20 protein-coding genes are annotated in these 24,309 nt (G+C 56.9%); 10 read left to right on the top strand and 10 right to left on the bottom strand.

Annotated elements, in window-relative coordinates; all coding sequences use genetic code 11:
• The first annotated feature begins 62 nt into the window (after window positions 1-62).
• Window positions 63-1,424, top strand: a complete 1,362-nt coding sequence (gene rimO / locus H573_RS0107200; RefSeq protein ID WP_051171084.1) for a 30S ribosomal protein S12 methylthiotransferase RimO — start codon at window positions 63-65, stop codon at window positions 1,422-1,424.
• Window positions 1,421-2,128: a 16S rRNA (uracil(1498)-N(3))-methyltransferase gene (locus H573_RS0107195; protein ID WP_027873680.1), complete on the top strand. Its 708-nt coding sequence runs from the start codon at window positions 1,421-1,423 to the stop codon at window positions 2,126-2,128. Before rimO ends, H573_RS0107195 begins: the two co-directional genes overlap by 4 nt.
• 9 nt (window positions 2,129-2,137) lie before the next feature.
• Here H573_RS0107195 and H573_RS0107190 read toward each other — a convergent pair whose 3' ends face one another.
• From H573_RS0107190 to H573_RS17380, 4 genes are all read right to left on the bottom strand, one after another.
• Window positions 2,138-2,749 carry a LysE family translocator gene (locus tag H573_RS0107190; RefSeq protein WP_027873679.1) on the bottom strand — a complete coding sequence of 204 codons (612 nt, stop codon included), beginning with the start codon at window positions 2,747-2,749 and terminating at the stop codon, window positions 2,138-2,140.
• The gene (locus tag H573_RS0107185) at window positions 2,746-3,624 is read right to left on the bottom strand and encodes an alpha/beta fold hydrolase (RefSeq protein WP_027873678.1); all 879 of its coding nucleotides are present in this window, start codon (window positions 3,622-3,624) and stop codon (window positions 2,746-2,748) included. Before H573_RS0107185 ends, H573_RS0107190 begins: the two co-directional genes overlap by 4 nt.
• A gap of 18 nt (window positions 3,625-3,642) precedes the next feature.
• Window positions 3,643-4,113, bottom strand: a complete 471-nt coding sequence (locus tag H573_RS0107180; RefSeq protein ID WP_027873677.1) for an SRPBCC family protein — start codon at window positions 4,111-4,113, stop codon at window positions 3,643-3,645.
• Window positions 4,114-4,196: 83 nt separating this feature from the next.
• The gene (locus tag H573_RS17380; protein WP_154653855.1) at window positions 4,197-5,117 is read right to left on the bottom strand and encodes a hypothetical protein; all 921 of its coding nucleotides are present in this window, start codon (window positions 5,115-5,117) and stop codon (window positions 4,197-4,199) included.
• Between the two features lie 318 nt (window positions 5,118-5,435).
• On the opposite strand from H573_RS17380, the gene H573_RS18930 reads away from it, so the two are divergent.
• Entirely contained in the window at window positions 5,436-7,850 is a 2,415-nt protein-coding gene (locus H573_RS18930) for a thrombospondin type 3 repeat-containing protein (RefSeq protein ID WP_084497970.1), read from the top strand.
• 213 nt (window positions 7,851-8,063) lie between these two features.
• Here H573_RS18930 and H573_RS0107165 read toward each other — a convergent pair whose 3' ends face one another.
• Together H573_RS0107165 and H573_RS0107160 are read right to left on the bottom strand one after the other, a co-directional pair.
• Window positions 8,064-10,529, bottom strand: a complete 2,466-nt coding sequence (locus H573_RS0107165; RefSeq protein WP_027873675.1) for a TonB-dependent receptor — start codon at window positions 10,527-10,529, stop codon at window positions 8,064-8,066.
• A 177-nt stretch (window positions 10,530-10,706) separates the two neighbouring features.
• Entirely contained in the window at window positions 10,707-11,612 is a 906-nt protein-coding gene (locus H573_RS0107160; RefSeq protein ID WP_036256005.1) for a sterol desaturase family protein, read from the bottom strand.
• Window positions 11,613-11,713: 101 nt separating this feature from the next.
• On the opposite strand from H573_RS0107160, the gene H573_RS0107155 reads away from it, so the two are divergent.
• The gene (locus H573_RS0107155; RefSeq protein WP_027873673.1) at window positions 11,714-12,727 is read left to right on the top strand and encodes an AraC family transcriptional regulator; all 1,014 of its coding nucleotides are present in this window, start codon (window positions 11,714-11,716) and stop codon (window positions 12,725-12,727) included.
• Here the strand turns inward: H573_RS0107155 and H573_RS0107150 are convergent.
• On the bottom strand, window positions 12,724-13,341 hold the full coding sequence (locus H573_RS0107150; protein WP_027873672.1) for a trimeric intracellular cation channel family protein: 618 nt from the start codon (window positions 13,339-13,341) through the stop codon (window positions 12,724-12,726). The genes H573_RS0107155 and H573_RS0107150 overlap by 4 nt on opposite strands.
• 44 nt (window positions 13,342-13,385) lie before the next feature.
• A complete protein-coding gene (gdhA, locus tag H573_RS0107145; protein ID WP_027873671.1) occupies window positions 13,386-14,738 on the bottom strand; it encodes an NADP-specific glutamate dehydrogenase in 1,353 nt (450 codons plus the stop codon).
• A gap of 213 nt (window positions 14,739-14,951) precedes the next feature.
• On the opposite strand from gdhA, the gene acnA reads away from it, so the two are divergent.
• The 4 genes from acnA to H573_RS0107125 all read left to right on the top strand — a co-directional run bounded on the left by acnA (window position 14,952) and on the right by H573_RS0107125 (window position 19,827).
• Entirely contained in the window at window positions 14,952-17,600 is a 2,649-nt protein-coding gene (gene acnA, locus H573_RS0107140) for an aconitate hydratase AcnA (RefSeq protein WP_027873670.1), read from the top strand.
• 77 nt (window positions 17,601-17,677) lie between these two features.
• Window positions 17,678-17,992, top strand: coding sequence for a hypothetical protein (locus tag H573_RS17370; RefSeq protein ID WP_036256002.1), 315 nt, complete (start codon window positions 17,678-17,680; stop codon window positions 17,990-17,992).
• A 34-nt stretch (window positions 17,993-18,026) separates the two neighbouring features.
• Window positions 18,027-19,616: a carbon-nitrogen hydrolase family protein gene (locus tag H573_RS0107130; protein ID WP_027873669.1), complete on the top strand. Its 1,590-nt coding sequence runs from the start codon at window positions 18,027-18,029 to the stop codon at window positions 19,614-19,616.
• Window positions 19,617-19,644: 28 nt separating this feature from the next.
• Window positions 19,645-19,827, top strand: a complete 183-nt coding sequence (locus H573_RS0107125; RefSeq protein ID WP_027873668.1) for a hypothetical protein — start codon at window positions 19,645-19,647, stop codon at window positions 19,825-19,827.
• Here H573_RS0107125 and H573_RS0107120 read toward each other — a convergent pair.
• A complete protein-coding gene (locus tag H573_RS0107120; protein ID WP_027873667.1) occupies window positions 19,816-20,019 on the bottom strand; it encodes a DUF2061 domain-containing protein in 204 nt (67 codons plus the stop codon). The two genes, H573_RS0107125 and H573_RS0107120, sit on opposite strands and share 12 nt — an antisense overlap.
• A 219-nt stretch (window positions 20,020-20,238) precedes the next feature.
• Here H573_RS0107120 and H573_RS0107115 point away from each other — a divergent pair, with 219 nt between their 5' ends.
• Entirely contained in the window at window positions 20,239-21,090 is an 852-nt protein-coding gene (locus H573_RS0107115; protein ID WP_051171082.1) for an alpha/beta hydrolase, read from the top strand.
• A 14-nt stretch (window positions 21,091-21,104) separates the two neighbouring features.
• Here H573_RS0107115 and H573_RS0107110 read toward each other — a convergent pair whose 3' ends face one another.
• Window positions 21,105-22,226 carry an enoyl-CoA hydratase/isomerase family protein gene (locus tag H573_RS0107110; protein WP_051171081.1) on the bottom strand — a complete coding sequence of 374 codons (1,122 nt, stop codon included), beginning with the start codon at window positions 22,224-22,226 and terminating at the stop codon, window positions 21,105-21,107.
• Between the two features lie 258 nt (window positions 22,227-22,484).
• Between H573_RS0107110 and H573_RS0107105 the strand changes: the two genes are divergently transcribed.
• Window positions 22,485-24,287 (top strand): acyl-CoA dehydrogenase C-terminal domain-containing protein, encoded by a 1,803-nt coding sequence (locus H573_RS0107105; protein ID WP_027873664.1) that lies wholly within the window; start codon window positions 22,485-22,487, stop codon window positions 24,285-24,287.
• Window positions 24,288-24,309 lie beyond the last annotated feature (22 nt).

Here is a 24,309-nt window from a genome sequence, read left to right as displayed (position 1 = left end):
CCCTTCGAGCAGTCTGGCAGTAATTGGGGTAAAATGCGCGCCGTCTATATAGCGAGGTAGCCATGGCCACACCTGAGAACACACCGCAGAAAAACGCTGACAAAACCCAAAAAGTGGGATTTGTTAGTTTGGGCTGCCCGAAAGCGCTCGTCGACTCAGAGCGCATACTTACTCAGCTGCGCCTGGACGGCTACGAGGTGGTGCCCAGCTACGACGATGCCGATGTTGTGGTGGTGAATACCTGCGGTTTTATCGACAGCGCAAAGCAGGAGTCGCTGGACGCTATTGGCGAGGCGATCAACGAAAACGGCAAGGTTATTGTTACTGGCTGCATGGGTAAAGGCAGCGACGCCGAAGCCATTAAAAATGCTTATCCTGAAGTCCTCGACGTAAGCGGCCCGGCCGCGGTTGATGCCGTTGTGGGCGCGGTTCATCAATATGTTCCCCAGGACGACAGCTACCAACCTCACCGCGATTTGGTACCGCCGCAGGGTGTGAAACTCACGCCCCGGCACTATGCGTATTTGAAAATTTCCGAAGGCTGCAACCACCGCTGCAGCTTTTGCATTATTCCGGCGATGCGCGGCGACCTCGTCAGCCGCCCGTTGGCTGAGGTGGTCGATGAGGCCAAGCAGCTGGTCGCCGCCGGCAGCCGCGAACTATTGGTCATCTCGCAAGACACCAGCGCCTACGGCGTGGACACCAAATACAAGCTGGATTTTGTCGATGGCCGCGCTCTGGAAACCCGCATGCAAGACCTCGCCGTTGCACTGGGCGAGCTCGGCGTGTGGGTACGCATGCACTATGTCTACCCCTACCCCCACGTAGACAAAATGATTCCCCTCATGGCTGAGGGCAAGATCCTTCCCTACCTGGATATTCCGTTTCAGCATGCCAGCCCGCGTGTGCTCAAGCTGATGAAGCGCCCCGGCAACCAGGAAAAAACGCTAGAGCGCATCAAAGCCTGGCGAGAAATCTGTCCCGACCTGGTAATACGGTCAACGTTTATTGTCGGCTTTCCGGGCGAAACCGAAGAAGACTTCCAGTTGCTGCTCGACTGGCTGGAAGAAGCTCAACTGGACCGCGTCGGCTGCTTCCAGTATTCACCCGTCGATGGGGCCAGCGCCAACGACCTGCCAGACCCCGTGCCCGAAGACGTGAAGCAACAGCGCTGGGAGCGCTTCATGGAAGTGCAGCAACGCATTTCCGCAGAAAAGCTGCAGCAGCGCATCGGCCAGCAATTGGAAGTGTTGATCGATGTCGTCGACGAAGAAGGCGCGATTGGACGCTGCTATGCGGATGCCCCCGAGATTGATGGCAAAGTCTACCTCGATGGCGTTACCGACCTTCGCCCAGGCGATGCGCTATTAGTCAATGTCGTAGGCGCTGACGACTACGACCTGTGGGCCGAGCCCGCCCAATGAATTTGCTGCTGCTGCAGCCATCGGATTTCACTGGCGCCGATACCGTGCAAATCAGCGATACGCGCGCCCAGCACATCCGCAAGGTACTTCGCGCTGAACTTGGCCAGCAGCTGCGCTGCGGCGTGCTTAACGGCCAGCTTGGCAGTGCGGAAATCACCGGACTTGGCAGCACCATAGAACTGCGCGTTAACCTGAATACGCCCGCTCCGGCAAAGCTCCCTTTGACCTTGTTGCTGGCCCTGCCTCGCCCAAAAGCGGCGCGGCGCATCATTCGCTCGGCAACCGAATTGGGCGTGGAAAAAATTATTTTGCTGAACAGTTACCGGGTGGACAAAAGCTACTGGCAAAGCCCTTTGGTCGACGACGCTCACCTCCACGCGGCCATGCTGGAGGGCTTGGAGCAGTGTGGCGATACACAATTGCCCAGCATTGAACGCGCCACCCGCTTTAAGCCCTTCGTAGAAGATGTATTGCCAGCACTGCTGCAACATCGGCAAGGCCTGTTGGCCCACCCCTACCACAGCCAGGATGTGCCGGCAGCAAGTAATCAGCCTCGCCTACTCGCCATTGGTCCGGAAGGCGGATTTATTCCTTATGAAGTGGAAAAACTGCTGGCCGCCGGAATGCAGGGCTTTAGCCTGGGGCCGCGTATTTTAAAAGTTGAGACCGCCGTACCCAGTATTATTGGTCGCCTCTTTCTGTAGCGGCGATAACTAATCCTTCAACAGCAGTACGCCAGACGCAGCGACCAGCCCAACTCCTGCCGCAGCCTCCCCCCGCTTGGCGATCACCGGCAAACCTCGCACCAATCGCTGAGCAAGCAGCACATATAACAACTTCACTCCACCAACGGCCGCCACCGTGATTGCCGCAATTGCCACGACATCTCCCGGCAACACGCTTTGCATGTCGACAAATAGTGGCAGCAAGCTGGCATAGAAAACCACCGCCTTCACATCAGCAAGCGTCACCACCAAGCCCGCGATAGCGCTAGTGCAAAGCGAACCGGGCGCCGCCGGTAAGGCCTGAGAGTGAGCGGCGCGGGATGATAGCAATAAGCGTAAGCCCACACTCAGCAGAAGCAGCGCTGCGGCCACCTTAACCACGATAAACACCGCGCCCATCGCCTGAGCCAGCGCGGCAACACCGCCAATCGCCAGGCTGACAAACAGCAGATCGCCAATAACAATACCCAGCGCTGCGGCAAGACCGTGGCGCCGACCACCGCGCAAACTGCAGGCGACTACCAGCAACACACTGCTGCTTGGTAACGCTGCCAGCGCCATCATTGCCAGCGCCAAGCACAACATGGCTGCGACGCTCATGGCTGCACCTGCGCACAACGGTGCTCCGCGTCATTGATAAAGTCGATGGCTAAAGACTCAAAGCGCACTTTGCACTCAATCATCGCCCAGTGGCCGCAGTTGGGGAAAACATGCAACTCGGCATTGGGGATCATCCGCATAGGCAACAGGCTGATATCCAGCGGACTCACGCGGTCATCCCGCCCCCAGGTAATTAGCGTCGGCGCCTGAATGCGTGGCAAATGCGCGACCACCTGAGCGGCGTTTTCTCCCCGCCGGTAATCGGCAATTGCAGCGATCGCCGACCGAGAATACAGCGCCCGAGTGGTCGCCAAGGTCACTGGCTCGGTTGCCGCCGTGTATCGCGCCTCGAGCAGCTCGTCAGTAATAATGGACTGATCGTAAACCATGGACGCTAACCAACGTCGTAAATTTTCGCGGCTGGGTTGCTCGGTAAAGGCCGTTAGCAGGTTCAGCCCCTCCCCAGGAAAGGCGCTGAACAGATTCAAGCCAATTCCACCGATGGTAGTAAAACTGACGACCCGCTCGGAATACTGCGCCGCAATATGCGAACCGACGATGCCACCCAAGGAGTTACCAATAATATGTACGCGGGAAATATTCAGGGCATCGAGCAGCTCAACACAGGCGGCCACGCAGCTTTGTACCGGGTCTCCGTCTCGCGCATCACTGCCGCCGTAGCCGGGCAAGTCAGGCATGATGCAGCGAAAATGCGCGGCAAATACCGGCAAATTGTCGCGATAATTCGCCCAGGCATTCACCCCTGGGCCAGAACCGTGGATCAACATCACACAGGGACCATTGCCCGCGTCGTAATACTGAATACCACCGCCGGGCAACGCGGCGTATTGCGGGCTTTGATCGATTTTAGACATGACTTCTTCCTTGAAAAGTTAAACGCCAGCAGCCTCGCACTGCTGCTTTAAGGCCGCCAGGTATTGCTGGTATACCTCACTGTGGGCGCGACTACCCTGAAGAACAAAGCCGAGTCGAGCGAACCAGCTCAAGGCCTCCACCCGGCAGTGATAACTGGCCAATGTTTCTTGCCCGTGCTGCTCGAAACACCATACCCCGGTGCCCCGCAGGTCTCCATCGATATACCGCTCCTCAATCCGCTCGCCGTCCACGATGCGCTCTATACGGCGCGTAAAATGGCTCAGCACCAATGGCGGGCGACCATAGCGGTGCTGCACAAGCGCACCCTCCTTGATATCGCCACCGCCCTCCACACTGCATGAATACGGCGGGAACCAGTTGGCGATTGCCGGATAATTCGCCACCGTAGCGAACACCCGTTGAGCGGGTGCGCGAATGCGTATGCTATCGACAACATCAATATTTAAGCGATCTTTCAAACTGCGCATGTTTGTCTCTCCTTTCCTTGGCATGTTTTGCTTGGCGCTGATTCCATGAGCGGTGAATAGCGGCCCCAATTGGGGCCGCGATGTTAGTCATAGCGCAATTGGTACTCGCGGTAGCGCAGGCGCTCTTCATTGATCTCCGCCAGCGGCTGATAAAACTGTGCGTACCAGGTTCTCAGTTTGTGGATCGGGCCATCGCCATCGCAGAGAATGGGGTTGTCGATGCGCGTTTTGTTGTGCCATATCGCCACATCTTCAGCAAAGGCCTCAAAAGCCTTCTCCGCATACATTTTGCACAGCTCAGCATTTTGCGCCTCGTTCAAATGGGGCAGGCGCTTCACCATCACCGCGTAGCGAATATCAAAGCACTCGCGCGCCACCGGCAAGTGACTGAGCAGCAGGTAGCTTTCAACGGTGTGGCCGTCGTAGCTGCCGCGCATATACGTTGTTTGGTAGGCCGGGCCGTAGTATTTGGCATAGCTATACAGCTCGCTCTCCGCCGACAGGCGCTCGCTGTGGCCGCACATTTCCTGCACAAAGGTGTGGCCATCCATAATGTTGCGAAAGCTGCGTACATTTGCACCGTGAACGGGGCCAAAGTGCGCCGCATCGGCCATATTGTCGATCAGCTCGCGGCAATTGGCGTGTATGCGGTACTCCCGCATCTGCCAACGGCTCCACTGGCGCGTATCGCACTCCCCCATAATTGGCGGCTCCTGCATCGCCAGCGGCGGGTTGCCATCGGGGTCGTACCAACAGAGCAACAAGCGGTTGCGGGCCAGGGTCGGCAGACGCTGGCCATTGAGACTCGCGTCAATCTGGGAGCCGCGACAGCGCACGACGACCTTGCCGCCAAAACCATCGATGTTTTGCGGGCTGTCCGCAGGCGGGCAAAGTCGTCGAGTAATCCAAGGCCCCCCCCCCTCGGGTAGCGGTCGGGTATGTCCTCCGCCTGAATTTGGTAGGGAGGAAAAGGCGAGGTTTGTTGTGACATGACGTGACTCCATTCAATGATTATTGTGGTGCTCGTGGGCACGCATCGAATCTAGTCAGCTTTGTAAAGCCCGCCCCTCGTCCCAGTAGGTGAGAATCCTGGCAACTCATCTATGCGGATTAAGCCATTCAGATGAGTCGCCCACCTGTGGCCACCCCACTCGCACTCAATTTCACGAATTGACATAACTGTGTCAGCCACGCACACTTCCGACTGCTGCTCGCGGTTCAGGCGGCGACTCGCACAAGCACAGCCAGTGGCTGCCCCTGCTACAACGTGACATCGCCCGCCTCGCTAGCACCCGAAAATACTAACAATACGGACATTTGCCATGACGTTACGCACGCTGCTTTTCCCGTCGAGGAAATCGCTCGGTTTACTCTTGCTCACCCTTATGCTCGCCGCCTGTGGCGGCTCGAGCAGCAACTCATCTAGCAATAACTCAGGAGGCAGCACTGACAGCGACCGCGACGGCATTGCCGACACCCGAGATCAGTGCCCCGCCACGCCCAGTAGCGAAATCGCCAACAGCAACGGCTGTTCTGCCTCGCAGTTGGATGACGACGGCGACGGCGTGAGCAACCAATCTGACAGTTGCCCGGCAACCCCGAGCAACACCGATGTCGATGCTCAGGGCTGCGCGATTACGGTTGAAGATGCTGACGGCGACGGCGTTGCAGATGCCAACGACAGCTGCCCAGCCACGCCAGCGGGAGAAAGCGTCGACAACAATGGTTGTTCCGCCTCGCAGCTGGATGACGACAATGATGGCGTCAATAACAGCAGCGACAACTGCCCAGATACGGCGGCGGGCGCCACGGTTGACGCCAATGGCTGTAGCAATAGTCAAAACGGCGACAACGATGGCGACGGCGTTGGCAATGCCCAGGATCTGTGCCCGCTGACACCGGCAGGTGCCAGCGTTGACCAAAATGGCTGCTCCGACGCACAGCGCGACGACGATGGCGACGGCGTCAACAATGGTCAAGACAACTGCCCGGCCACCCCCGCAACGGAAACCGCCAATGTTCAAGGCTGCTCGCCCTCACAACTGGACGACGATAGCGATGGCGTAAATAACGCCGACGACATTTGCCCCAATACCACCGCGGGCGCAACCGTCGACAGCGAGGGCTGCAGTAATGTGCAAAAAGACGACAACGACGGCGACGGGGTGCTCAATGGCAATGACCAGTGTCCCAACACCCCACCAGGCACCGCCGTTGAAGCCGATGGCTGCCCGCCAGCGACCATTACCGACGGCGTTTCCTACGATGTAAACCTTGTATCAAATGTCGATGAGGAAAATATTGCGTTCACCCTGCACGAGCCCACATCGCTGTCTTCAGAGGAAAGCTATCCGCTTATTTTGCATAGCCATGGCTACTCTGGCAGCCGTCAGTCAAGCCGGCCCACCGGAGGCTTGCTGAAAGCCTTACTCGACGAAGGCTTTTATGTACTGAGTCTGGATGAGCGCGGCCACGGTGACTCCGGTGGCACCATTCGCATTTTGGATCCCGACCTGGAAGGCAAAGACTGGCTGCAAGTGCTGGACTGGGCCGAAGAGAATCTGAGTCAGCTTGCCTATGCGGATAATGGCCCGACTTCCGCTACCGAAAAAGACAATCCGCTGATCGGCGCCGTAGGTGGCTCCTACGGTGGCGGTTATCAATTAATGATCTACGCGATTGACCCAGAACACCGCCTGGATGCCATTGCCCCGGACATCACCTGGAACGATCTGCGCTATTCCCTGTACCCAAACGATGTGTTTAAAACGTTTTGGGCAAGCGTGCTGTCGGCTGGCGGCAACCTGGCAGGCAATCAAGACCAGGAAGTCAACGAAGGCCTCGCCACCGGCTTGGCAGCAAACACCCTGGCCGACGATAAACTGGCGCTACTCTACCGCCACAGCCCGGCCTCACACTGCGCGGGACAAAACGATAGCACTGCTGACGGCGGGCTGCGGGCTATTGACGCGTTCATTACCCAATCCCACATGGACACCCTGTTTAACTTTAATGATGCATACCAAAACTACCGCTGTTTGAGTTATCAGGGCGGCGATGTACGCTTGTTCACCAAAGCCGCTGGCCACGGTATAGACAGCGGCGATGGCCAAAGTGTTTGTGGCCGCCTGAATACCACTGACGTGACCGTGAATTGGTATCGCGAAAAGCTGAAGTTTGAGCAAGGCGCTGCCAACGAGATTCCAGAGGTTTGCTTCAACTTAGGTAGTGAAGGTAATGACGGCATCGTGCTCAACCATGTGCCCTACGGTGGAGACGACTTTGCCTTTACCAGCCCGCTGCCGATCATTGCCCACGAAGCCAACCTGCTACCCACTGAGATCGAGCTCTATACTGCCCAGGCCGACAATGAGGTAATCGCCGGCGTACCGACAATCAGCTTGAGCATGAGCATTGCCGACCAGCAAGCAGATGCCCCGCTGCTTGAGCCCATTCTGTTTGTCGGACTTGCCATTAGAGAATCCGGCGACAGCAACCCGCTTCAGGCGCCCACGCCGTTGATGAACCAGGTAACACCTTTCAGAGGCTTCGGCGATCACAATGTCGACTTGGTCGGGGTGATGAGCCGCATGCAAAACGGCGACAAGCTGGTACTGATGGTCTATGGCGCCTACCCAAGCCAATACCCGACCTCAGCCTCCCCCTTGCCGATACCTGTGCAAATTAGCGGCTCGGTGAATCTGCCGCTACTCCCACCACAACAAACGGCGCCTTAAACACGTTGCCCACCGGCACCGCCGGTGGGCAACTGCTCTCACCTAAGCTTCTGCCTTTCCAACCACTGCTTTGGCACCTTGCAATCTATCGCTGGCCATAAAAGGCCGACGTGGTGCCGATAAAACAAAATCCGTAATGCCCGGCAACAAAAAAGGCCGGCAATGCCGGCCTTTACACAGAAAACAAGATGGTTTGCACTTATCCGAAAGGGATTAACCTCCCCAGTTGTAGATCAAATCCAGACCGTAGCTGCGCGGCTCACCAAACATTACCGAGCGCCCCGCCTGAGGCAAGTTGTGTATGTTGTTGACGCTGTATTCTTCATCGAGGAGGTTTTTGCTCCACACCGCCACATCCAACACCCCGTCGAATACCGGCAACTGATACCAACCCAAGCGCGCATTCAACACCGCAAAGTCGTCCTGACGGTCAGCCTGGAAGGTCGCGAACTCCTTGCGCCCGCCGCCATTGCGTTCATCAGTAAATGAGTAGGTGGCATTGAAGGCAATATTGCCACGATCCAAACTACTCCACAGCGTCCAGTCGACCATGGCCGTGTAGGCATGGCGTGGCGCCGAATCGAAAACGAAGCCATCGTCCACCTCACCTGATAACGGGTTACGACTGGGCTCGATTTCAGCATCGAGGTAGGCGTAGTTCAGTACCAACATCAGGTTTTCAGACGCCAGCCAAGTGGTATCCAACTCAAAACCTTTGAGTGTGGACTCACCGGCATTGGCTACGGTGGTGTCGCTGGTGGTATTGGGCACACTGAAGTTCAACTGCTGATCGACAAAGTCCTGCTGGAAAATATCGGCATTAACCTGTAAGCGATTGCTAAATAAACGCGACTTCAGCCCCAGCTCATAAGCGGTCACTTTCTCTTCATCAAAGCCATCGATGTAGCGCTGCGCTCCTTCCTCCGTCACTTGCTCACGAGTATTAAAACCGCCGCTTTTGTAAGCCTCGTTCACTTTGAAGTAGAGGTTAATGTCGTCACTGAGTTCATACTCGGCGATGAAGCTAAAGGAATCGTCTTTGAAGTCCTTGTCGCCCCGTACGTTATAAAAAGCGTCAGACAGCTGGGTTGCGATGTCATTATCGTCTCGATCGGTGTTATCCAGGTCCCCCGGCACCACCACAAAACTGATTTGACGACGCAGGGCGGCTGACTTGCGGTTGTCTTCAGAATGGCGCGCACCGAAGGTCAGACTGAGGCGATCGTCCAGCACCGGGGGCTTCCAGGTAAACTGGGCAAACATCGCCATGGCAGTATTTTCAATATCAAAACGCGCCTCGGTGAGCACCTCGATACGATTCCCGGTGTTGTTGCCATCAGCAGTGCTCCCCAACGGGGCAGACAGCAGGTGTCCTATCTTGCCCGCGCCCTGGGTAGCGGTCTCCTCAAAGTAGTAGAGCCCAGTGATGTAAGACAGACGCTCCGCAAAAGCACTGCCGGATAACTGCAATTCGTGAGAGAACTGCTCCTGATTAATCAATGGATGAACCGCACCGTACTGCTCACTGCGGCCAACGCAGGGGCTGCACACTGCCGAATCACCGGGTATTGCCGCCACGGGAAAGCTAAACACCGGGCTATTATCTAAGCGGTAGCCATCACTGCGCGCGCCAGTTGCCAAAATGGTTGGCGTGTTGTCATACAGCTCGCGCTGGGCATAGATGTATTTCGCTGCCAGTGTTTCGCTAATCTGCCAGTCGACCGATAGTTGATGGCCGGAAATTTCGCTGTCGGCCTCTTCCATGGGGATCGCCGAGTGCATTCGGTCAGGGCGATTTCCCGAGGAATTAAAGTTGTAGAATTGTCGCGCCCCCGAGTTAATTAAATTGGTGAAGGCGATGCCCTGATTGACCTCCGGGTTGGGAATGGGATCGGAAGGCCGGATATGGGAATAGGCCATATTGGTGTTCGTCACCTCAGCCAGATCATAGGCGTAATCGATGTGGACGCTATCTGAAACATCCCAGGCGAAATCAATGCGGTAACCCATCGTGTCGGAATCACCAAAGTCACCGCCTGCGCCGGTGTTTTCAATGTAGCCATCTACCTGCTTGGTGAAGTAGGCGAACTTGGCCGCAGCGCCCTGCCAGAGCGGCGTATTCAGCATGGTCTTACTACTGAAGAGATTGCGGTCACCAAGGGTAAATGCCTGCTTGAACTGCGCCGCATCGACATTGGGGCGGCGAGTAATCAGATTAACGGCACCGCCGGTGGAGTTGCGGCCATAGAGTGTGCCCTGCGGCCCGCGCAAAACTTCAATTCGCGTTAGATCAGCAAGGTCCGTAGCTAGAGCCGCAGAACGGGCGATATAAGCGCCGTCGACATATACGCCCACTGGTGGATCCTGGGTGATCTGGGCATCGATCAGGCCGATACCGCGAATGTAAATACGCAAGGTGGTGGTGTTAATTGGGAATGGCTGGATGGTCATCGCCGGCACGTTGTTGGCAAGGTCGCCCACGCCGCCAATACCCTCTCTCTCCAGCGCTTCTTCACCAAAGGCATCCAGCGCGATTGGCGTGTCTTGCAAACTCTCCGCTTTTTTCTGCGCGGTCACCACCACTTCTTCAAGTGCCGGTTGCGCAGCTGCAGCGCCAGCAAACCCGACCGAGGCGACAATAAGGCCACTGGCCCAACTCCGATAACTACATTTCATCATCGCATGACTTCCTACGTTTTCATTATTGTTATGCCATTAAGGCAAGTGTCTTAATGATAGCTCACCCGCCATCACTACGACACATCATAATGAATCAGATTAGTAGGCATTTGCGGCCAAGCCATACAAAAACGCCGCGGGCTTTTCAGCACGCGGCGCCGTAGGCCAACGTTGGCGTTAAGACTGAGGGCGGTCCCACTTGGGCGGCAGCACCAACTGCTTGATCCCGTCTTTTACCGTATCGGCAGCGAATACGTCCCGCCACATATCGTTAAACTCGTGGAAGTTGAGCGTGATGATATTGTGAGAGTGAATCTGGTCGACAATGCCATAATCAACCGGGTTATCGTCCTGCTCTTCGGTGTAGGTACCGAACATACGGTCAAAAATAATCAGTACACCGCCGTAGTTGCGATCGATATATTCGGGGTTGCGGCCGTGATGAACGCGGTGGGCGCTGGGCGTGTTAAACCAAAACTCCAGCCAGGGGTGCAGTTTGCCAATCGCCTCGGTGTGAATGAAATACTGGTAAAACAGGTTCACCGCGTACAGGGTAAATACAACGCCTGGGTGCACACCTAACAGCACCATCGGCATGAAGAACAACCACCAGCCAGTCACTGAATACAGCAGGCTTTGGCGCATTGCCGTCGTCATATTCATGGTTTCGCTGGAGTGATGAACAACATGCGCACTCCAAAACCAGCGGATGCGATGGCTGGCACGGTGGAACCAGTAGTAACAAAACTCCATCAGCACGAACAAGGGCACAACCGTCCACGCATTCACCGGAATATCAAATACGCGGAACTGATAGATCCAATTAATCACCGCCCCGGTGATGGCGATGTGCAGCAGCAACTCAAAAACCTGGTAGCTTCCACCCAAACCGAGATTGGTGAGAATCTCCCGCCATTCAAACTGCGACCACATTCGGTGGCTAGGCCCTTTGGCCTTGCGCACATAGAGCTCGACGATAAATGCCACAATAAAGATTGGCGTTGCCGCCATCAATACGACTTGCTTCCAATCTACATGGGCGCCGAAAATTGCCTGAACCTGGCTGATCACATCATTCAACATAGGGACTCCGTTTTTTGTCGCTATTATTCCCGCTGCCGAGGCATTATGATTGACGCCACACGACATGTATTTGACCATTTCGGACATGTTAAGGTGCCGCAATGCCCCAGACTCGACTTCAAAACGCCGTGGTGCCCCACACCTATGTTCAATTGCTCTACGAGCATTTGGCCGAACACCAGATTGATGCGCAGCAGCTACTCGGTGAACCCGCGCCGCAAGGCATGGGCCGCTTTCCGGTATTACGCTGGCGCGACTACCTGCAGCGCGCGTCAGCTGCTCTCGATGACCCGCTGCTAGGCCTGCACCTGGGACAACGCATTACCCCCCGTCACCTGGGAATTCTCGGCTATGTACTGCTGGCCTGTGGCAGTGTTGCCGGCGCGCTGCAACGCCTGGAGCGCTACCACCAATTGATCTACGACGTGAACCCCATGCAGCGCGTGGACTGCGGTGACTACATTGACTTGTGTTGGAGTGCCGAGAATGGCAGGCCCGGCGCCCTGGTCGACGAGACTGCCATTGCGGCCCTGCTGCAGTTTTGCCGGGACATCACCAATCAGCCAGACGCCGCGCCGCTAAAGGTCGAGTTTATTAACCCCGCTCCCGAAGATGTGCAGCCATACCAGCAGTGGTTTGCCTGCCCCGTGAGTTTCGGCCACAGCCAAACGCGGGTGAGTATCTCGCTGGACCTGCTCAGTACCCCGCTGCGCACCGCCGACCCCGCTCTCATCGAGGTGCTGGAGGGCCAGGCGCGGAAACTCTTAAATAGCCTTGAAGCACCGCAGGGCCAGGAGCTGGCAAATATCGTCAGGCAGCGTTTGGTCAGCCAGCTGCGCCAGGGGCCACCCAGCGCCGAACGCATCGCCGACACCCTGCATGTCTCGGTGCGTCACCTCCACCGAAAACTTGCCGCAGAAGGCTGCAACTTTCGACAGCTTCTTCAACAGACCCGCCAGCAACTGGCCGAAGATTATCTGGCCGATCCACGGCTGCAACTCGGCGAGGTGGCGGCGCTACTGGGATTTTCAGAGCAGAGTGCCTTCAGTCGCGCCTTTAAAAACTGGACACAGCTCACGCCAGCGCAATACCGCCATAAGCAGCTTGATCGCTAGGGCTTGCTCAGCAGGAAGCGCGGCAGCGACAGACCAAAAAACACGCCTGTTAGGCGCAGTACAAGTATGGTGGCCATGGCCAAAAACAGGGCAACGCTGCCCGCAACGCCTAGCTCCTGTAAAACGAGGAACAGCGCGCCACCGGCGATGGCCGCGGTTGCGTAGATTTCCCGCTGAAATATCAGCGGGATTTCATTGCATAACACGTCGCGAAGAATACCGCCTGCAACCCCTGTCATCAGGCCCATCAACAAAGCGATATCAGCGCTGTGACCCAGCGACTGCGCTTTTTGCAAGCCTGCCAAGGTGAAGAAGGCCAGCCCGATCGCATCGCACACCTCCAGCGTGCGCAGCGGTAGCCTCACAAATCTCGCCAGCACAAAAACCACCATCGCCGCGCTAATGCCCACATAGAGGTAAGCGGGGTTGGCCACCCATATCACGGGGTGCGCACCGAGGATCACATCGCGCAGCGTGCCGCCGCCCAGGCAGGCGATCAGGGCCACAACCAGTACGCCGAATATATCCAGCTGCTTGTGGCCGGCGGTCAGCGCACCCGACATCGCAAACACCGCGATACCAAAAAAATCGAGAAACACGATTACTGAAGACATTTATCCTCCGCGGCAAGATTGCCCTGCACCGCTACCCGGTGCCCTTACACCACACCCTGCTCGATCATGGCGTCAGCGACGCGGCGAAAGCCCGCAATATTTGCCCCCACAACCAAGTTCTCCGGCTCGCCAAATTCCTTCGCTGCCGCACTACAGCGGGCATAGATATCGGCCATCACTCGCTGCAGTCGCTCGTCCACCTGCTCAAAAGTCCAGCGGCGCATGCTGGCATTCTGGCTCATCTCAAACTGACTGACGCTCACGCCACCGGCATTGGCAGCTTTACCCGGGCCGTAGAGGATTTCCTCACGCATCAATAACTCCGCCGCCGCGGGCTCGCAAGGCATATTGGCCCCCTCGCAGACGCACAGGCAACCGTTAGCCAATAGCGCCTGGGCATCGGCCGCCGTCAATTCGTTCTGCGTTGCACAGGGAAAGGCGACCTCGCCCTCCATTCGCCATACCGCGTGACCGTCTTCGGGGTAATCATCAATCGGTGTGAATTCGGCTTTGGGAAACTCTTGCAGGTAGGCCTCAAGGGACTCCCGCCGCTCCAACTTGATCTGTTTCAAAATTTCCACATCGATGCCGTGAGCGTCGTACAAAGTGCCCGTGGAATCGGAGCAGCTCACTGGACGGGCGCCAATCTGGCGGAGTTTTTCAATGGTGTGAATCGCCACGTTGCCCGCACCGGAAACTAAACAGGTTTTCCCTTCCAGGCTCTCGTCGTGGGCCTTCATCATCGTTTGCGCAAAATACACACAGCCATAACCGGTGGCCTCGCGCCGTCCCAACGAGCCTCCCCACAGGGGCCCCTTGCCAGTAAGCACACCCTCGTAGCGACCTGTCAGCCGCTTGTACTGACCAAACATATAGCCAATTTCACGCGCACCAACGCCAATATCCCCCGCGGGAACGTCGGTGTGAGGGCCGATATGGCGGTATAACTCCGTCATAAACGACTGGCAAAATCGCATGATCTCGCGATCCGAGCGGCCCTTGGGGTTAAAATTCGCGCCCCCTTTGCCCCCGCCAATTTCCAGGCCCGTCAGGGCATTTTTAAATATCTGCTCAAAGCCGAGGAATTTGATAATCCCTGCATTTACCGACGGGTGAAAGCGCAAACCGCCTTTGTAGGGCCCCAGCGCCGAGTTGAATTCGATGCGATACCCCTTGTTTACCTGCACGCAGCCAGCGTCGTCGACCCAGGGCACTCGGAACATAATTTGTCTTTCTGGCTCGACCATCCGCTCGATAATGCTGTGTTCAGTGTAGCGACGCTCCTTCTCCAACAACGGCTCCAGCGACTCCAACACCTCCTCGACGGCCTGGTAGAACTCCGACTGTGCTGGACTACTGCTCATCAGTCCGTTGATGGTGTTTTCAATTACTGTCATAGCATCCTCGCCGCTTTCCATGATCACGCCCCATAACAGGGCAAAACGCCTGCAAGCTTACACCTTCGCCCCCGCCGTCGCGACCTGAAAAACGCGATGCTTTAGCGGCGGCGCGGCAATGTGAGCCGCTTTCATCCACGCAACATTGTGCTAGGGTTGTAGTCAAAGCCATTAGGCCTGCACTGGCGTTATCACACGATTGAGGGGGCGGTAATGAAAAGTAGGGAATCATGGCTCTCTGAGCTGACTTGTTCAGGAAAACACTTCCGCTATTACGACCTGAAAAAACTCGATTCACCCGGCATTGAGCGATTGCCCAAGTCGCTTAAAATTTTGCTGGAAAATCAGTTGCGTCACTTCGACGGCGCGCAGGTCGATGAGCATATCATCAACACCCTGTGCCAATGGGCAGATAAGGCCAGCGGCGGCGCCGATGTCAACTTCTCGCCGGCACGTGTACTGATGCAGGACTTCACAGGTGTGCCTGCCATAGTCGATCTGGCGGCCATGCGCGATGCCGTCGCCCAGCGCGGTGGCGACGTGTCAGTAATCAACCCGCAAATCCCCGTGGACTTGGTTATCGACCACTCGGTGACCGTCGACCAATTTGGCTCCGCCCAGGCCTTTCAGGAAAACGTTAGCAAGGAAATGCAGCGCAATGTCGAGCGCTACCGGTTTTTAAAGTGGGGGCAGTCCGCCTTTGAAAACTTCAATGTTGTGCCACCGGGCACAGGCATTTGCCATCAGGTTAACCTCGAATACTTAGCGCAGGTGGTATTTCAAGGGCAGGATGACGGCGGCCCTCTCGCCTACCCCGACACCGTCCTGGGCACCGACAGCCACACCCCGATGGTCAATGGCCTGGGCGTATTGGGCTGGGGAGTTGGCGGTATAGAAGCCGAAGCGGCGCTGCTGGGCCAGCCCTATTCCATGCTGGTTCCCGATGTTGTCGGTTTTGAAATGCGCGGCGCCCTTCGCGAGGGGGTTACCGCCACCGACCTGGTGCTGACCGTGGTTGAGCTACTGCGCAAACAGGGCGTTGTTGGCAAGTTTGTGGAATTTTTCGGCGACGGCCTCGGCGAACTGAGCGTTGCCGACCGGGCGACCATCGCCAATATGGCACCTGAGTACGGCGCCACCTGTGGTTACTTTCCCGTCGACGACGCCACTCTGGCCTACATGAAGCTCTCCGGCCGCAGCGCCGATACCATTGCGCTGACAGAGGCCTATTGCAAAGCGCAGGGGCTGTGGCGCTCCGCTGGCGACAAGCCGGTATTTACCACCACATTGAGCCTCGACCTAAGCGCTGTAGAACCCAGCCTGGCTGGCCCCAGTCGGCCACAGGACCGCGTCGCACTGCCTCAATTGGGCCAAGCAATGCGCGACTGTATTGAATTGCAGGGGCGCGACCTCAACCAGCAAACACCCATCCCGGACATGAACCAACCCCTGCAGCACGGCGACGTTGTATTGGCGGCCATTACCAGCTGCACCAATACGTCTAATCCCGATGTGATGATCGCCGCCGGGCTGCTGGCACGCAAAGCCCGCGAGCGCGGTCTTCGTGTTAAGCCATGGGTGAAAACCTCCCTGGCCCCCGGCTCCAAAGTTGTCAGCCAATATCTGGCCGATAGCGGCCTGCAAGACGATTTGGATTCACTGGGCTTTGATATCGTTGGCTACGGCTGCACCACCTGTATTGGCAATTCCGGTCCGCTGCCGGAGCCTGTTGCCAGGGCCATCGACGACGGCGATATGCTGGTGTCGGCGGTGCTCTCCGGCAACCGAAACTTTGAGGGCCGCATTCACCCGCAAATTAAAGCGAGCTGGCTAGCTTCGCCGCCGCTGGTCGTCGCCTTTGCGCTGGCCGGCACCAGTTTGATCGACCTGCAAAACGACCCCATCGCACACGACAGTATGGAACAACCAGTGTTTCTGCGAGATCTGTGGCCGACTTCCGCAGAAATCCATGAGGTGCGCAAAATCGTCAGCGGTGGCATGTATCGAGAGGCCTACGACGACGTTTTTAAAGGCACCGAGGAATGGCGCCAGCTCGACGCCCCCACCGGGCAGACCTACCACTGGCAAGATGACTCCAGTTATATTCGCCTGCCCAGTTTCTTTAGCGATATCGCCGCTCCCAAACAACAGCTCGATGCCTTGCGCAACGGCAGGATACTTGGCGTATTTGGCGACAGCATCACCACCGACCATATTTCGCCCGCGGGTAAAATCGCCGACGATAGTCCCGCCGGCCACTATCTACAAAGCTTGGGTATCGAGCCTGCTGACTTTAACTCCTATGGTTCGCGGCGGGGCAACCACGAAGTGATGCTACGGGGCACCTTCGCCAATACCCGGCTGAACAATCGCATGGTCGAGAAAGAAGGCGGCTTTACACTGGCCCCCAATGGTGAGGATGTCACCACCATTTTTGCAGCAGCAGAAAAGTACCGCGCGACCAACACGCCGCTCGTTGTTATCGCCGGCAAACAATACGGCACGGGCTCTAGCCGTGACTGGGCTGCCAAAGGCACATTGCTACTAGGCGTTCGCGCCGTGATTGCTGAGAGTTTCGAGCGCATTCACCGCTCCAACCTAATTGGTATGGGCGTTTTACCGCTTGAATTAGACGGTGAAGTTTCCTTGACCATGCTTGATCTCAACGGTTTGGAAGAAGTTGATTTGATTCCCTGCGACGCTGAATTAACGCCCAAGCAAGCCGTGCGAGTAATCCTGTCGCGGGCCGACGGCAACCGTCATGAGGTGCTTGCCCACAGCCGGATCGACACCCTGCAGGAGGCGGAATACTTCCGCTGCGGCGGCATTTTGCAGTACGTTTTGAGACAGCTACAAAAATAATGCGATTCGCGAACAACAGGTGATTGACCCTTGCTTTGCCAGTGGCATACTCAGCATATCCACAAGGAGCACCTTGAATGAAAGTACATTTAGAACTGGAGATCGAACCCGAAGAGCTGCGGCGCTTAGTCGGCCTGCCCGATATGCAGCCTATTTGGGACTCTGTGCAAAAGCGTATCACCGAAGGCGACACGGAGATGGTGCAGCAAATCGCCAAAACGGCTTTCACCGAGGGCATGAAAACGCTGGATATGACCACCCGCCTGTTAAAAACCGTGAGCGGCCTGGCAACCAAGCGCGACTCGGAGAGCAAAACCCAAACCAAGGCCAAGCCATCCGCCCGTAAAACGCCTGCGAAGCGCCGCGCGTCGAGCGCGAAAACCAGTGAATAGTTCCCACCTTCCCGTACGCTAGCGAGATCATAGAATGGCAAAATCGGCTTCACGAGGCGGCGAAAAGCTCACCGCCTCGGGCAAACGGCTGCATGTAAGAACCGCCCAACGCGGCGATATTCCAGGCATCGTCAATTTGTCCCGTCGGGTGTATCAGGGCACCGGCATCGACCCCTACTCACCGGCGGAACTGCGCGGCCAGCTCAGCCACTTCCCGGAGGGGAAATTTGTGGTCACCCTCGACGAGGACATCGTCGGCTACTGCGCCACGTTTCGCGTCAGCGGTAAAGTATGCCTGCAGCCCCACACATGGGAGTCGATAACGGCCAATGGCTACGGCACCCGCCACGACCCCAATGGCGAATGGCTCTATGGCATGGAGGTGTGTGTCGACAAAAGTGTGCGCGGTTATCGCATTGGCCAACGGCTCTACAATGCCCGTAAAAAACTCTGCGAGTCCCTGTCGCTGAAGGGCATTGTTTTTGTCGGTCGCCTGCCAGGGCTGGCCAAGCGTTTGCGCCGTTTCGGCAGTGCCGAAGCCTACCTTGACGCTGTAATGCAAAAACAGGTGCGCGACCCGGTACTGTCATTCCAGATTGGCAACGGTTTTGAGGTTTTGGGCGTGGTTGAAAACTACCTCAGCGCCGACCGCGATTCGCTGGGCTTTGGCGCCCACCTGGTATGGCACAACCCGAAGATCGCCAGAGACGCCTATATCACCCAAACCAGCGAATTTGGTGGCAGGCAAGCGGATACCGTGCGCGTTGGGACAGTGCAATACATGCAGCGCAAAGTGCAGTCCTTCGCGGAGTTCATGTCCTTCGTGGAATACTTCGTCGATGTCGTCGCCGACTACAAAGCGGATTTTGTGGTCTTCCCTGAGCTGATTACCCTCCAGCTCCTCTCCATTGAAGACCAAGAGCTCAGCCCAGCGGAATCCATTGAAGCCCTGACCAAATACACGCCGCGCTACTGCGAAGCCATGCAAGACCTCGCCGTGCGCTACAACATCAATATTATCGGCGGCTCCCACCCTACCCGCGTCGCCAATGGACGGGTGGAAAATATCTCCTATGTCTTTCATCGCGATGGCCGCATCGACGAGCAACCGAAAATCCACCCGACCCCCAACGAGGCGTATTGGTGGAATATTGAGGGCGGCAGCAGCCTGAATACTATCGACACCGACTGCGGCCCCATTGGCGTATTGATCTGCTACGACTCGGAATTCCCCGAATTATCACGCCACCTCGTGAACCAGGGCGCTCAGATCCTGTTCGTGCCGTTTTGCACAGACGAACGCCAGAGCTATATGCGCGTACGCTACTGTTGTCAGGCACGGGCGGTGGAAAACCAAATCTATGTCGTGATGTCGGGCAATGTCGGCAACCTTCCCAACGTGGCGAATATGGACATTCAGTATGCACAGAGCTGCATTCTGACACCCTGCGATTTCTCCTTTGCCCGCGACGGCATTGCCGCTGACACCACGCCCAATGTCGAAACCGTTGCTATTGCAGACCTGCGACCAGAAAGCCTGCACGTCGCCCGCAATAGTGGCACCGTGCAGAATCTTCGCGACCGACGTCACGACCTCTACCAGGTAAAGTGGCGCGGCCAGTAGGCGTTTTAAATAAAGGAGAGGCGACGCTATGGCTACCATGCTAGCCCTTGTTGCGGCGATATTTATCTCGCTGTTTTTGCTTGTGCCACTAATTGAAAAATACGCGCCGCGGGCAAGCCCTGAGCAGCAACAGCGGATCAGCCGCTGGATACTGCCCCTGGTTGCCGTCGGTATCGTGGTGGCACTGATACAGCATCTGTTAAACGGATAACACCTCCGCTGGCTGCGGTCTGGATGACTGCAGCCGCTGCCAAAATTGCTCGTGGAAGTAAAACGCCACCGTGTTCACTGCTGGCTCAACCAGGGCTAACAGCCCACCGATCAATACACTGCCGGTCAGTATATAAGCCACGGCAAAGGCCACGCTGAAATGCATCACGGCAAAGCTCAGAGTTTTTTTCATGGTATTTGCCCTCAATCCTCATTGCTGGCTTTCACCTTAACCGCGCACCAAAAATAGATAAATTCGATTATATCTATAAAACTGATAGGAAAAAATTATTCTGCTGATCACAACTGCGGCACCACACCGTAAACACGCTTTTATCCAATACGGAATCACGCTCTAATGAGCCCTATTTTCAGCAATCTCAGTTGTGCTCTACGGTGGACAGGACTCCTTATGGCATTTTTTTCAGTAACCGGCTGCGCCCTGCATCTTGTCAATGCCCTGACGCCCGACTCCGGTGCCACGCATATACCAGCGCTGTCCTATGGCGAGCACCCCCGAAACAAGTTTGACCTTTATCGCCCCGAGCAGGGCAATAATCTTCCTGTGGTGGTTTTTATTCACGGTGGTTACTGGTCATCTGGCGAGCGCAGCGAGTATCGCTTTGTGGGCGAAACCCTGGCTCAACGTGGCTATCTGGCCGTCATCATCAGTTACCGCTTATTCCCCGAAGTGCGCTTCCCCGCGTTTATTGAAGATGCCGCAAGCGCCGTGGCAGCCGTGCGTAAAATTGCCGCGCAGTACGGTGGCGACCCGCAGCAACTCTATGTCGGTGGTCACTCTGCCGGTGCACACAGCGCCCTGATGCTTGCCCTGGATGAGCGTTACCTTCGTGCAGAAGGCGGCAGCCCAGCGTGGCTGAGTGGTGTCTTCGGGCTATCTGGCCCCTACGACTTCCTGCCACCGAAGGCAAAGAAGGTGGCGGCGATCTTTGGCCCACCAGAGCGTTACCCAGAGGGCAATACGGTGAACTTTGTCAGTGCCAATCACCCGCCAGCGCTGCTCATACACGGTCGCGACGACACAACGGTTAGTGTGCGCAATAGTCAGCGGCTGGTTGAATTACTGCAGTCAGCGGGAAGTTCTGCGGAGTTGTTTGTAAGCGACGGTGGCCATGTTGCGCCGCTGCTGGCATTTAGTGGCCTGAAACGGCGGCGCAGCGACATGCTAGATGCTCTCGACAACTGGATATCGGCGCCGCGTCAAATAGACACCGACGAGGACATCCTGGCTGAAGCGCAATAAACGCCTCGTGCATCTTATCCCAGCGCGGTCAGGGGGTGCTGCTGCCAGGGCGGCACAAAAAGCGCCTCAATTTCCTCGTCCGGCACCTCGGCCACGCTGCGGTAGCACCAGTGAGGGTCCTGGTCGCGGTCTTTGAAGCGCGCGCGCACCCCTTCGGCAAACTCCGGGTCGCGAAGCCGGTTCGCTGCCAGGGTCATTTCCAGACGCAACACATCGGCCAGCCCCAAACCGCGACTGCGCTCAAACTGGCGAACAATTAGTTTATGAGCACTCGCGGCGCCTCGACGAAGGCCCGCCAGCGATTCCGACAACCAGGCGTCGCGCGGTGCGGCGCCCGCTAAAGCGGCCTCAAGGCCTGCCGGGCAGGATTCACGGCAATGCTGGTCTATCCATTGCCGGTGCGTTTTCAGCGGCGCGTGCTGCAAGCAAATACCCTGCTCCACTTCCCAGTCAGTGAGTGCATCGGTCAGCATCTCGTGATTCGCCGAGGAGTCGTCGCACCAGGGCAAGTGCAATAAACTGCGCAACAAGGCCGATTTTTCTGCCGATGCCCAGCAGTAGTCAGCAAGCCCGGCATAAAGCGCGTCAGCCGCACCCAGTTGCACGCCGGTCAGTGCCATATACAAACCGGTTTCGCCGGGCATCTTCCCCAGATACCAGCCCGCGCCCGCGTTCGGCAGTAAACCAATACTCGCCTCGGGCACCGATAAGCGGCTGTGCTCAGTGACAATGCGGTGGCTGGCACCCGCCATCAGGCCCAGGCCGGCCCCCATTACTCTGCCGTCACCCCAGCAAATTACAGGTTTTGGGAAAGTGTGAATCAAAAACGCGGAAATATAGCCACAGCGTAGAAAGGCCTCCGCTTCGACGGCGGCGCCCCCCGGATTGGCCAGTGCCGACGCCAACATACGCTGAGCATCAGCACCGCCGCAAAAACCGCCAGCGCCAGCGCCATCGAGCAGTACTGCCACCGCCTCGGGGTCGTCGCGCAGGCCAAGAAGCGCCCGGTGCAAACGCTCGGCCATCTCCGGGGTAATGGCATTGCGCCGCGACGGCGCATTCAGCGTAAGCTGGGCCAAATAGCCACCCGCGGGTAGCGGATGGCGCTCCATGCAAATTGAAAAATCAACATTCATGCTGACAACTCCACCTGCGAGAACGCGAACCCCCAGTATCCCTCCTGACCGCATATCTCTCAAGCATAGCGGGGCGCCGCTGAGCCAACTGCCTCGCGCTTTTTTGACAACAGCTCGTGTCTACATTGACCCAACTGTCATTTTTTATTGGTTGGCACGGCCAATTTGTCGCCGCAACGCTTTCGTTATGCTCCGCCACCTAGCTGAATTCCTCACTGGGAATTCCTCCGACAGCGAATAGACAACCACGAGGCAGCCATGACTACTTACAAGGCCCCGGTACGCGATATCGATTTTGTGATCAACGATGTGCTCGACTACCAAGCACACTATGCCCAGATCCCCGGCGGCGAAGAAGCCACCCCCGACATGATCGATGCCATCATTGGCGAAGCGGCAAAATTCTCTGAAGAAGTCCTTGCGCCTCTCAACCAAAGCGGCGACGAGCACGGCTGTGTATGGAAAGACGGCGAAGTCACCACACCTCCCGGTTTCAAAGAAGCCTACGATATGTGGGTAGAGGGCGGCTGGCAGGGCTTGTCTCACCCCGCAGAATACGGCGGCCAGGGCCTGCCGATGTCAATGGGTTTGATCAAATCAGAGCTGGTCGGCACCGCCAACTGGAGCTGGGGCATGTACCCAGGCCTGAGCCTCGGCGCGATGAACACGCTTTACGTACACGGCACTGAAGAGCAGAAAGGCCTATACCTGCGCAAGCTCTGCGAAGCCACCTGGACCGGCACCATGTGCTTGACCGAACCCCACTGCGGTTCTGACCTCGGTCAAATGAAGAGCAAGGCCGAGCCACAAGAAGACGGCAGTTACAAACTGACCGGCACCAAGATCTTTATTTCTGCTGGCGAACACGACCTGGCCGAAAATATTGTCCACATCGTACTCGCCCGCACACCCGGCGCACCGGAAGGCACAAAGGGTATTTCCCTTTTCATCGTACCCAAGTTCCTGTCTGACAACGACGGCAACATCACTGAGCGCAACGGCGTTGCCTGTGGCAGCATCGAAAAGAAAATGGGTATCCACGGCAACGCGACCTGCGTTATCAATTTCGACGATGCCACCGGTTATATGTTGGGCAAAGAGAACGAAGGCTTGGCGGCCATGTTCACCTTCATGAATACTGCCCGTATCGGCACGGCCATCCAAGGTCTGGCTGCGTCAGAGTTGGCTTACCAGAACGCCTGGCCCTACGCGATGGAGCGCCACTCTATGCGCGCCCTGTCAGGCACTAAAAACCCCGACAAAGCCGGCGATGCAATCATCCACCACGGCGATGTGCGCCGCATGCTGTTAACAGCTCGCGCCTTTGCTGAAGGTGGCCGCGCAATGATTTACGACGCCGCCAAATACTCTGACGTAATGGTTCACGCCAACACTCAGGAAGAGCGCGATGCAGCGGAAAACGAGCTGGGCTTCTTAACTCCCATCCTGAAGGCCTTCCTGACAGAAACCGGTTTGGAATCTGCCAGCAATGCCATGCAGGTTTACGGTGGCCACGGCTTCATCACTGAGCACGGCATGGAGCAGATTTACCGCGACGCACGTATTGCCACCATGTACGAAGGCACAACCGGTATTCAGGCGATGGACCTGATCGGCCGAAAAGTGGTTCTGGATGGCTTTAAACTGTACGCAGGCTTCAGCAAAAAGCTTTACAAATTTGGCTTCAAAAACCTGATCAGCGGCAAGCGCCGTGGCCACAGTGCCAAGCTGATTGGCTACACCCTGGGCCTGAACTGGAAAACCATCAAAATGGTCGCGCGCGCCAGCCGTAACCGCGATGCCGTATCAGCCGCGTCCTATGACTTCCTGATGTACTCAGGCTATCTGTCTATGGCCTACTACTGGGCGATGATGGCAGAAGTCGCCGCGAACAAGCTGGAAGCCGGTGAAGGCGACAGCGAGTTCTACAAAGCCAAGCTGGAAACGGCTGAGTTTTACTTCTCTCGCCTGTTACCTCGCGCGAAAGCTCACGCAGCGTCAATGGACAGCAGCACCGAAAGCGTTATGGGCATGGACCCGGCTCGCTTCGAACTTCGCTAGGTCTTCTGGCATAAAAAAAGCG

The organism is Neomelitea salexigens DSM 19753, assembly GCF_000422345.1.
Classification (GTDB): Bacteria; Pseudomonadota; Gammaproteobacteria; order Pseudomonadales; family Spongiibacteraceae; genus Spongiibacter; species Spongiibacter marinus_A.
This window is presented reverse-complemented; position numbering and strand designations above follow the sequence as displayed.

Bases quoted from the DNA above. Each gene is read 5' to 3' on its own strand.
- rimO (WP_051171084.1), top strand. From the start codon at position 63: ATGGCCACACCTGAGAACACACCGCAGAAAAACGCTGACAAAACCCAA.
- H573_RS0107195 (WP_027873680.1), top strand. From the start codon at position 1,421: ATGAATTTGCTGCTGCTGCAGCCATCGGATTTCACTGGCGCCGATACC.
- H573_RS0107190 (WP_027873679.1), bottom strand. From the start codon at position 2,749: ATGAGCGTCGCAGCCATGTTGTGCTTGGCGCTGGCAATGATGGCGCTG.
- H573_RS0107185 (WP_027873678.1), bottom strand. From the start codon at position 3,624: ATGTCTAAAATCGATCAAAGCCCGCAATACGCCGCGTTGCCCGGCGGT.
- H573_RS0107180 (WP_027873677.1), bottom strand. From the start codon at position 4,113: ATGCGCAGTTTGAAAGATCGCTTAAATATTGATGTTGTCGATAGCATA.
- H573_RS17380 (WP_154653855.1), bottom strand. From the start codon at position 5,117: ATGGAGTCACGTCATGTCACAACAAACCTCGCCTTTTCCTCCCTACCA.
- H573_RS18930 (WP_084497970.1), top strand. From the start codon at position 5,436: ATGACGTTACGCACGCTGCTTTTCCCGTCGAGGAAATCGCTCGGTTTA.
- H573_RS0107165 (WP_027873675.1), bottom strand. From the start codon at position 10,529: ATGATGAAATGTAGTTATCGGAGTTGGGCCAGTGGCCTTATTGTCGCC.
- H573_RS0107160 (WP_036256005.1), bottom strand. From the start codon at position 11,612: ATGTTGAATGATGTGATCAGCCAGGTTCAGGCAATTTTCGGCGCCCAT.
- H573_RS0107155 (WP_027873673.1), top strand. From the start codon at position 11,714: ATGCCCCAGACTCGACTTCAAAACGCCGTGGTGCCCCACACCTATGTT.
- H573_RS0107150 (WP_027873672.1), bottom strand. From the start codon at position 13,341: ATGTCTTCAGTAATCGTGTTTCTCGATTTTTTTGGTATCGCGGTGTTT.
- gdhA (WP_027873671.1), bottom strand. From the start codon at position 14,738: ATGACAGTAATTGAAAACACCATCAACGGACTGATGAGCAGTAGTCCA.
- acnA (WP_027873670.1), top strand. From the start codon at position 14,952: ATGAAAAGTAGGGAATCATGGCTCTCTGAGCTGACTTGTTCAGGAAAA.
- H573_RS17370 (WP_036256002.1), top strand. From the start codon at position 17,678: ATGAAAGTACATTTAGAACTGGAGATCGAACCCGAAGAGCTGCGGCGC.
- H573_RS0107130 (WP_027873669.1), top strand. From the start codon at position 18,027: ATGGCAAAATCGGCTTCACGAGGCGGCGAAAAGCTCACCGCCTCGGGC.
- H573_RS0107125 (WP_027873668.1), top strand. From the start codon at position 19,645: ATGGCTACCATGCTAGCCCTTGTTGCGGCGATATTTATCTCGCTGTTT.
- H573_RS0107120 (WP_027873667.1), bottom strand. From the start codon at position 20,019: ATGAAAAAAACTCTGAGCTTTGCCGTGATGCATTTCAGCGTGGCCTTT.
- H573_RS0107115 (WP_051171082.1), top strand. From the start codon at position 20,239: ATGGCATTTTTTTCAGTAACCGGCTGCGCCCTGCATCTTGTCAATGCC.
- H573_RS0107110 (WP_051171081.1), bottom strand. From the start codon at position 22,226: ATGAATGTTGATTTTTCAATTTGCATGGAGCGCCATCCGCTACCCGCG.
- H573_RS0107105 (WP_027873664.1), top strand. From the start codon at position 22,485: ATGACTACTTACAAGGCCCCGGTACGCGATATCGATTTTGTGATCAAC.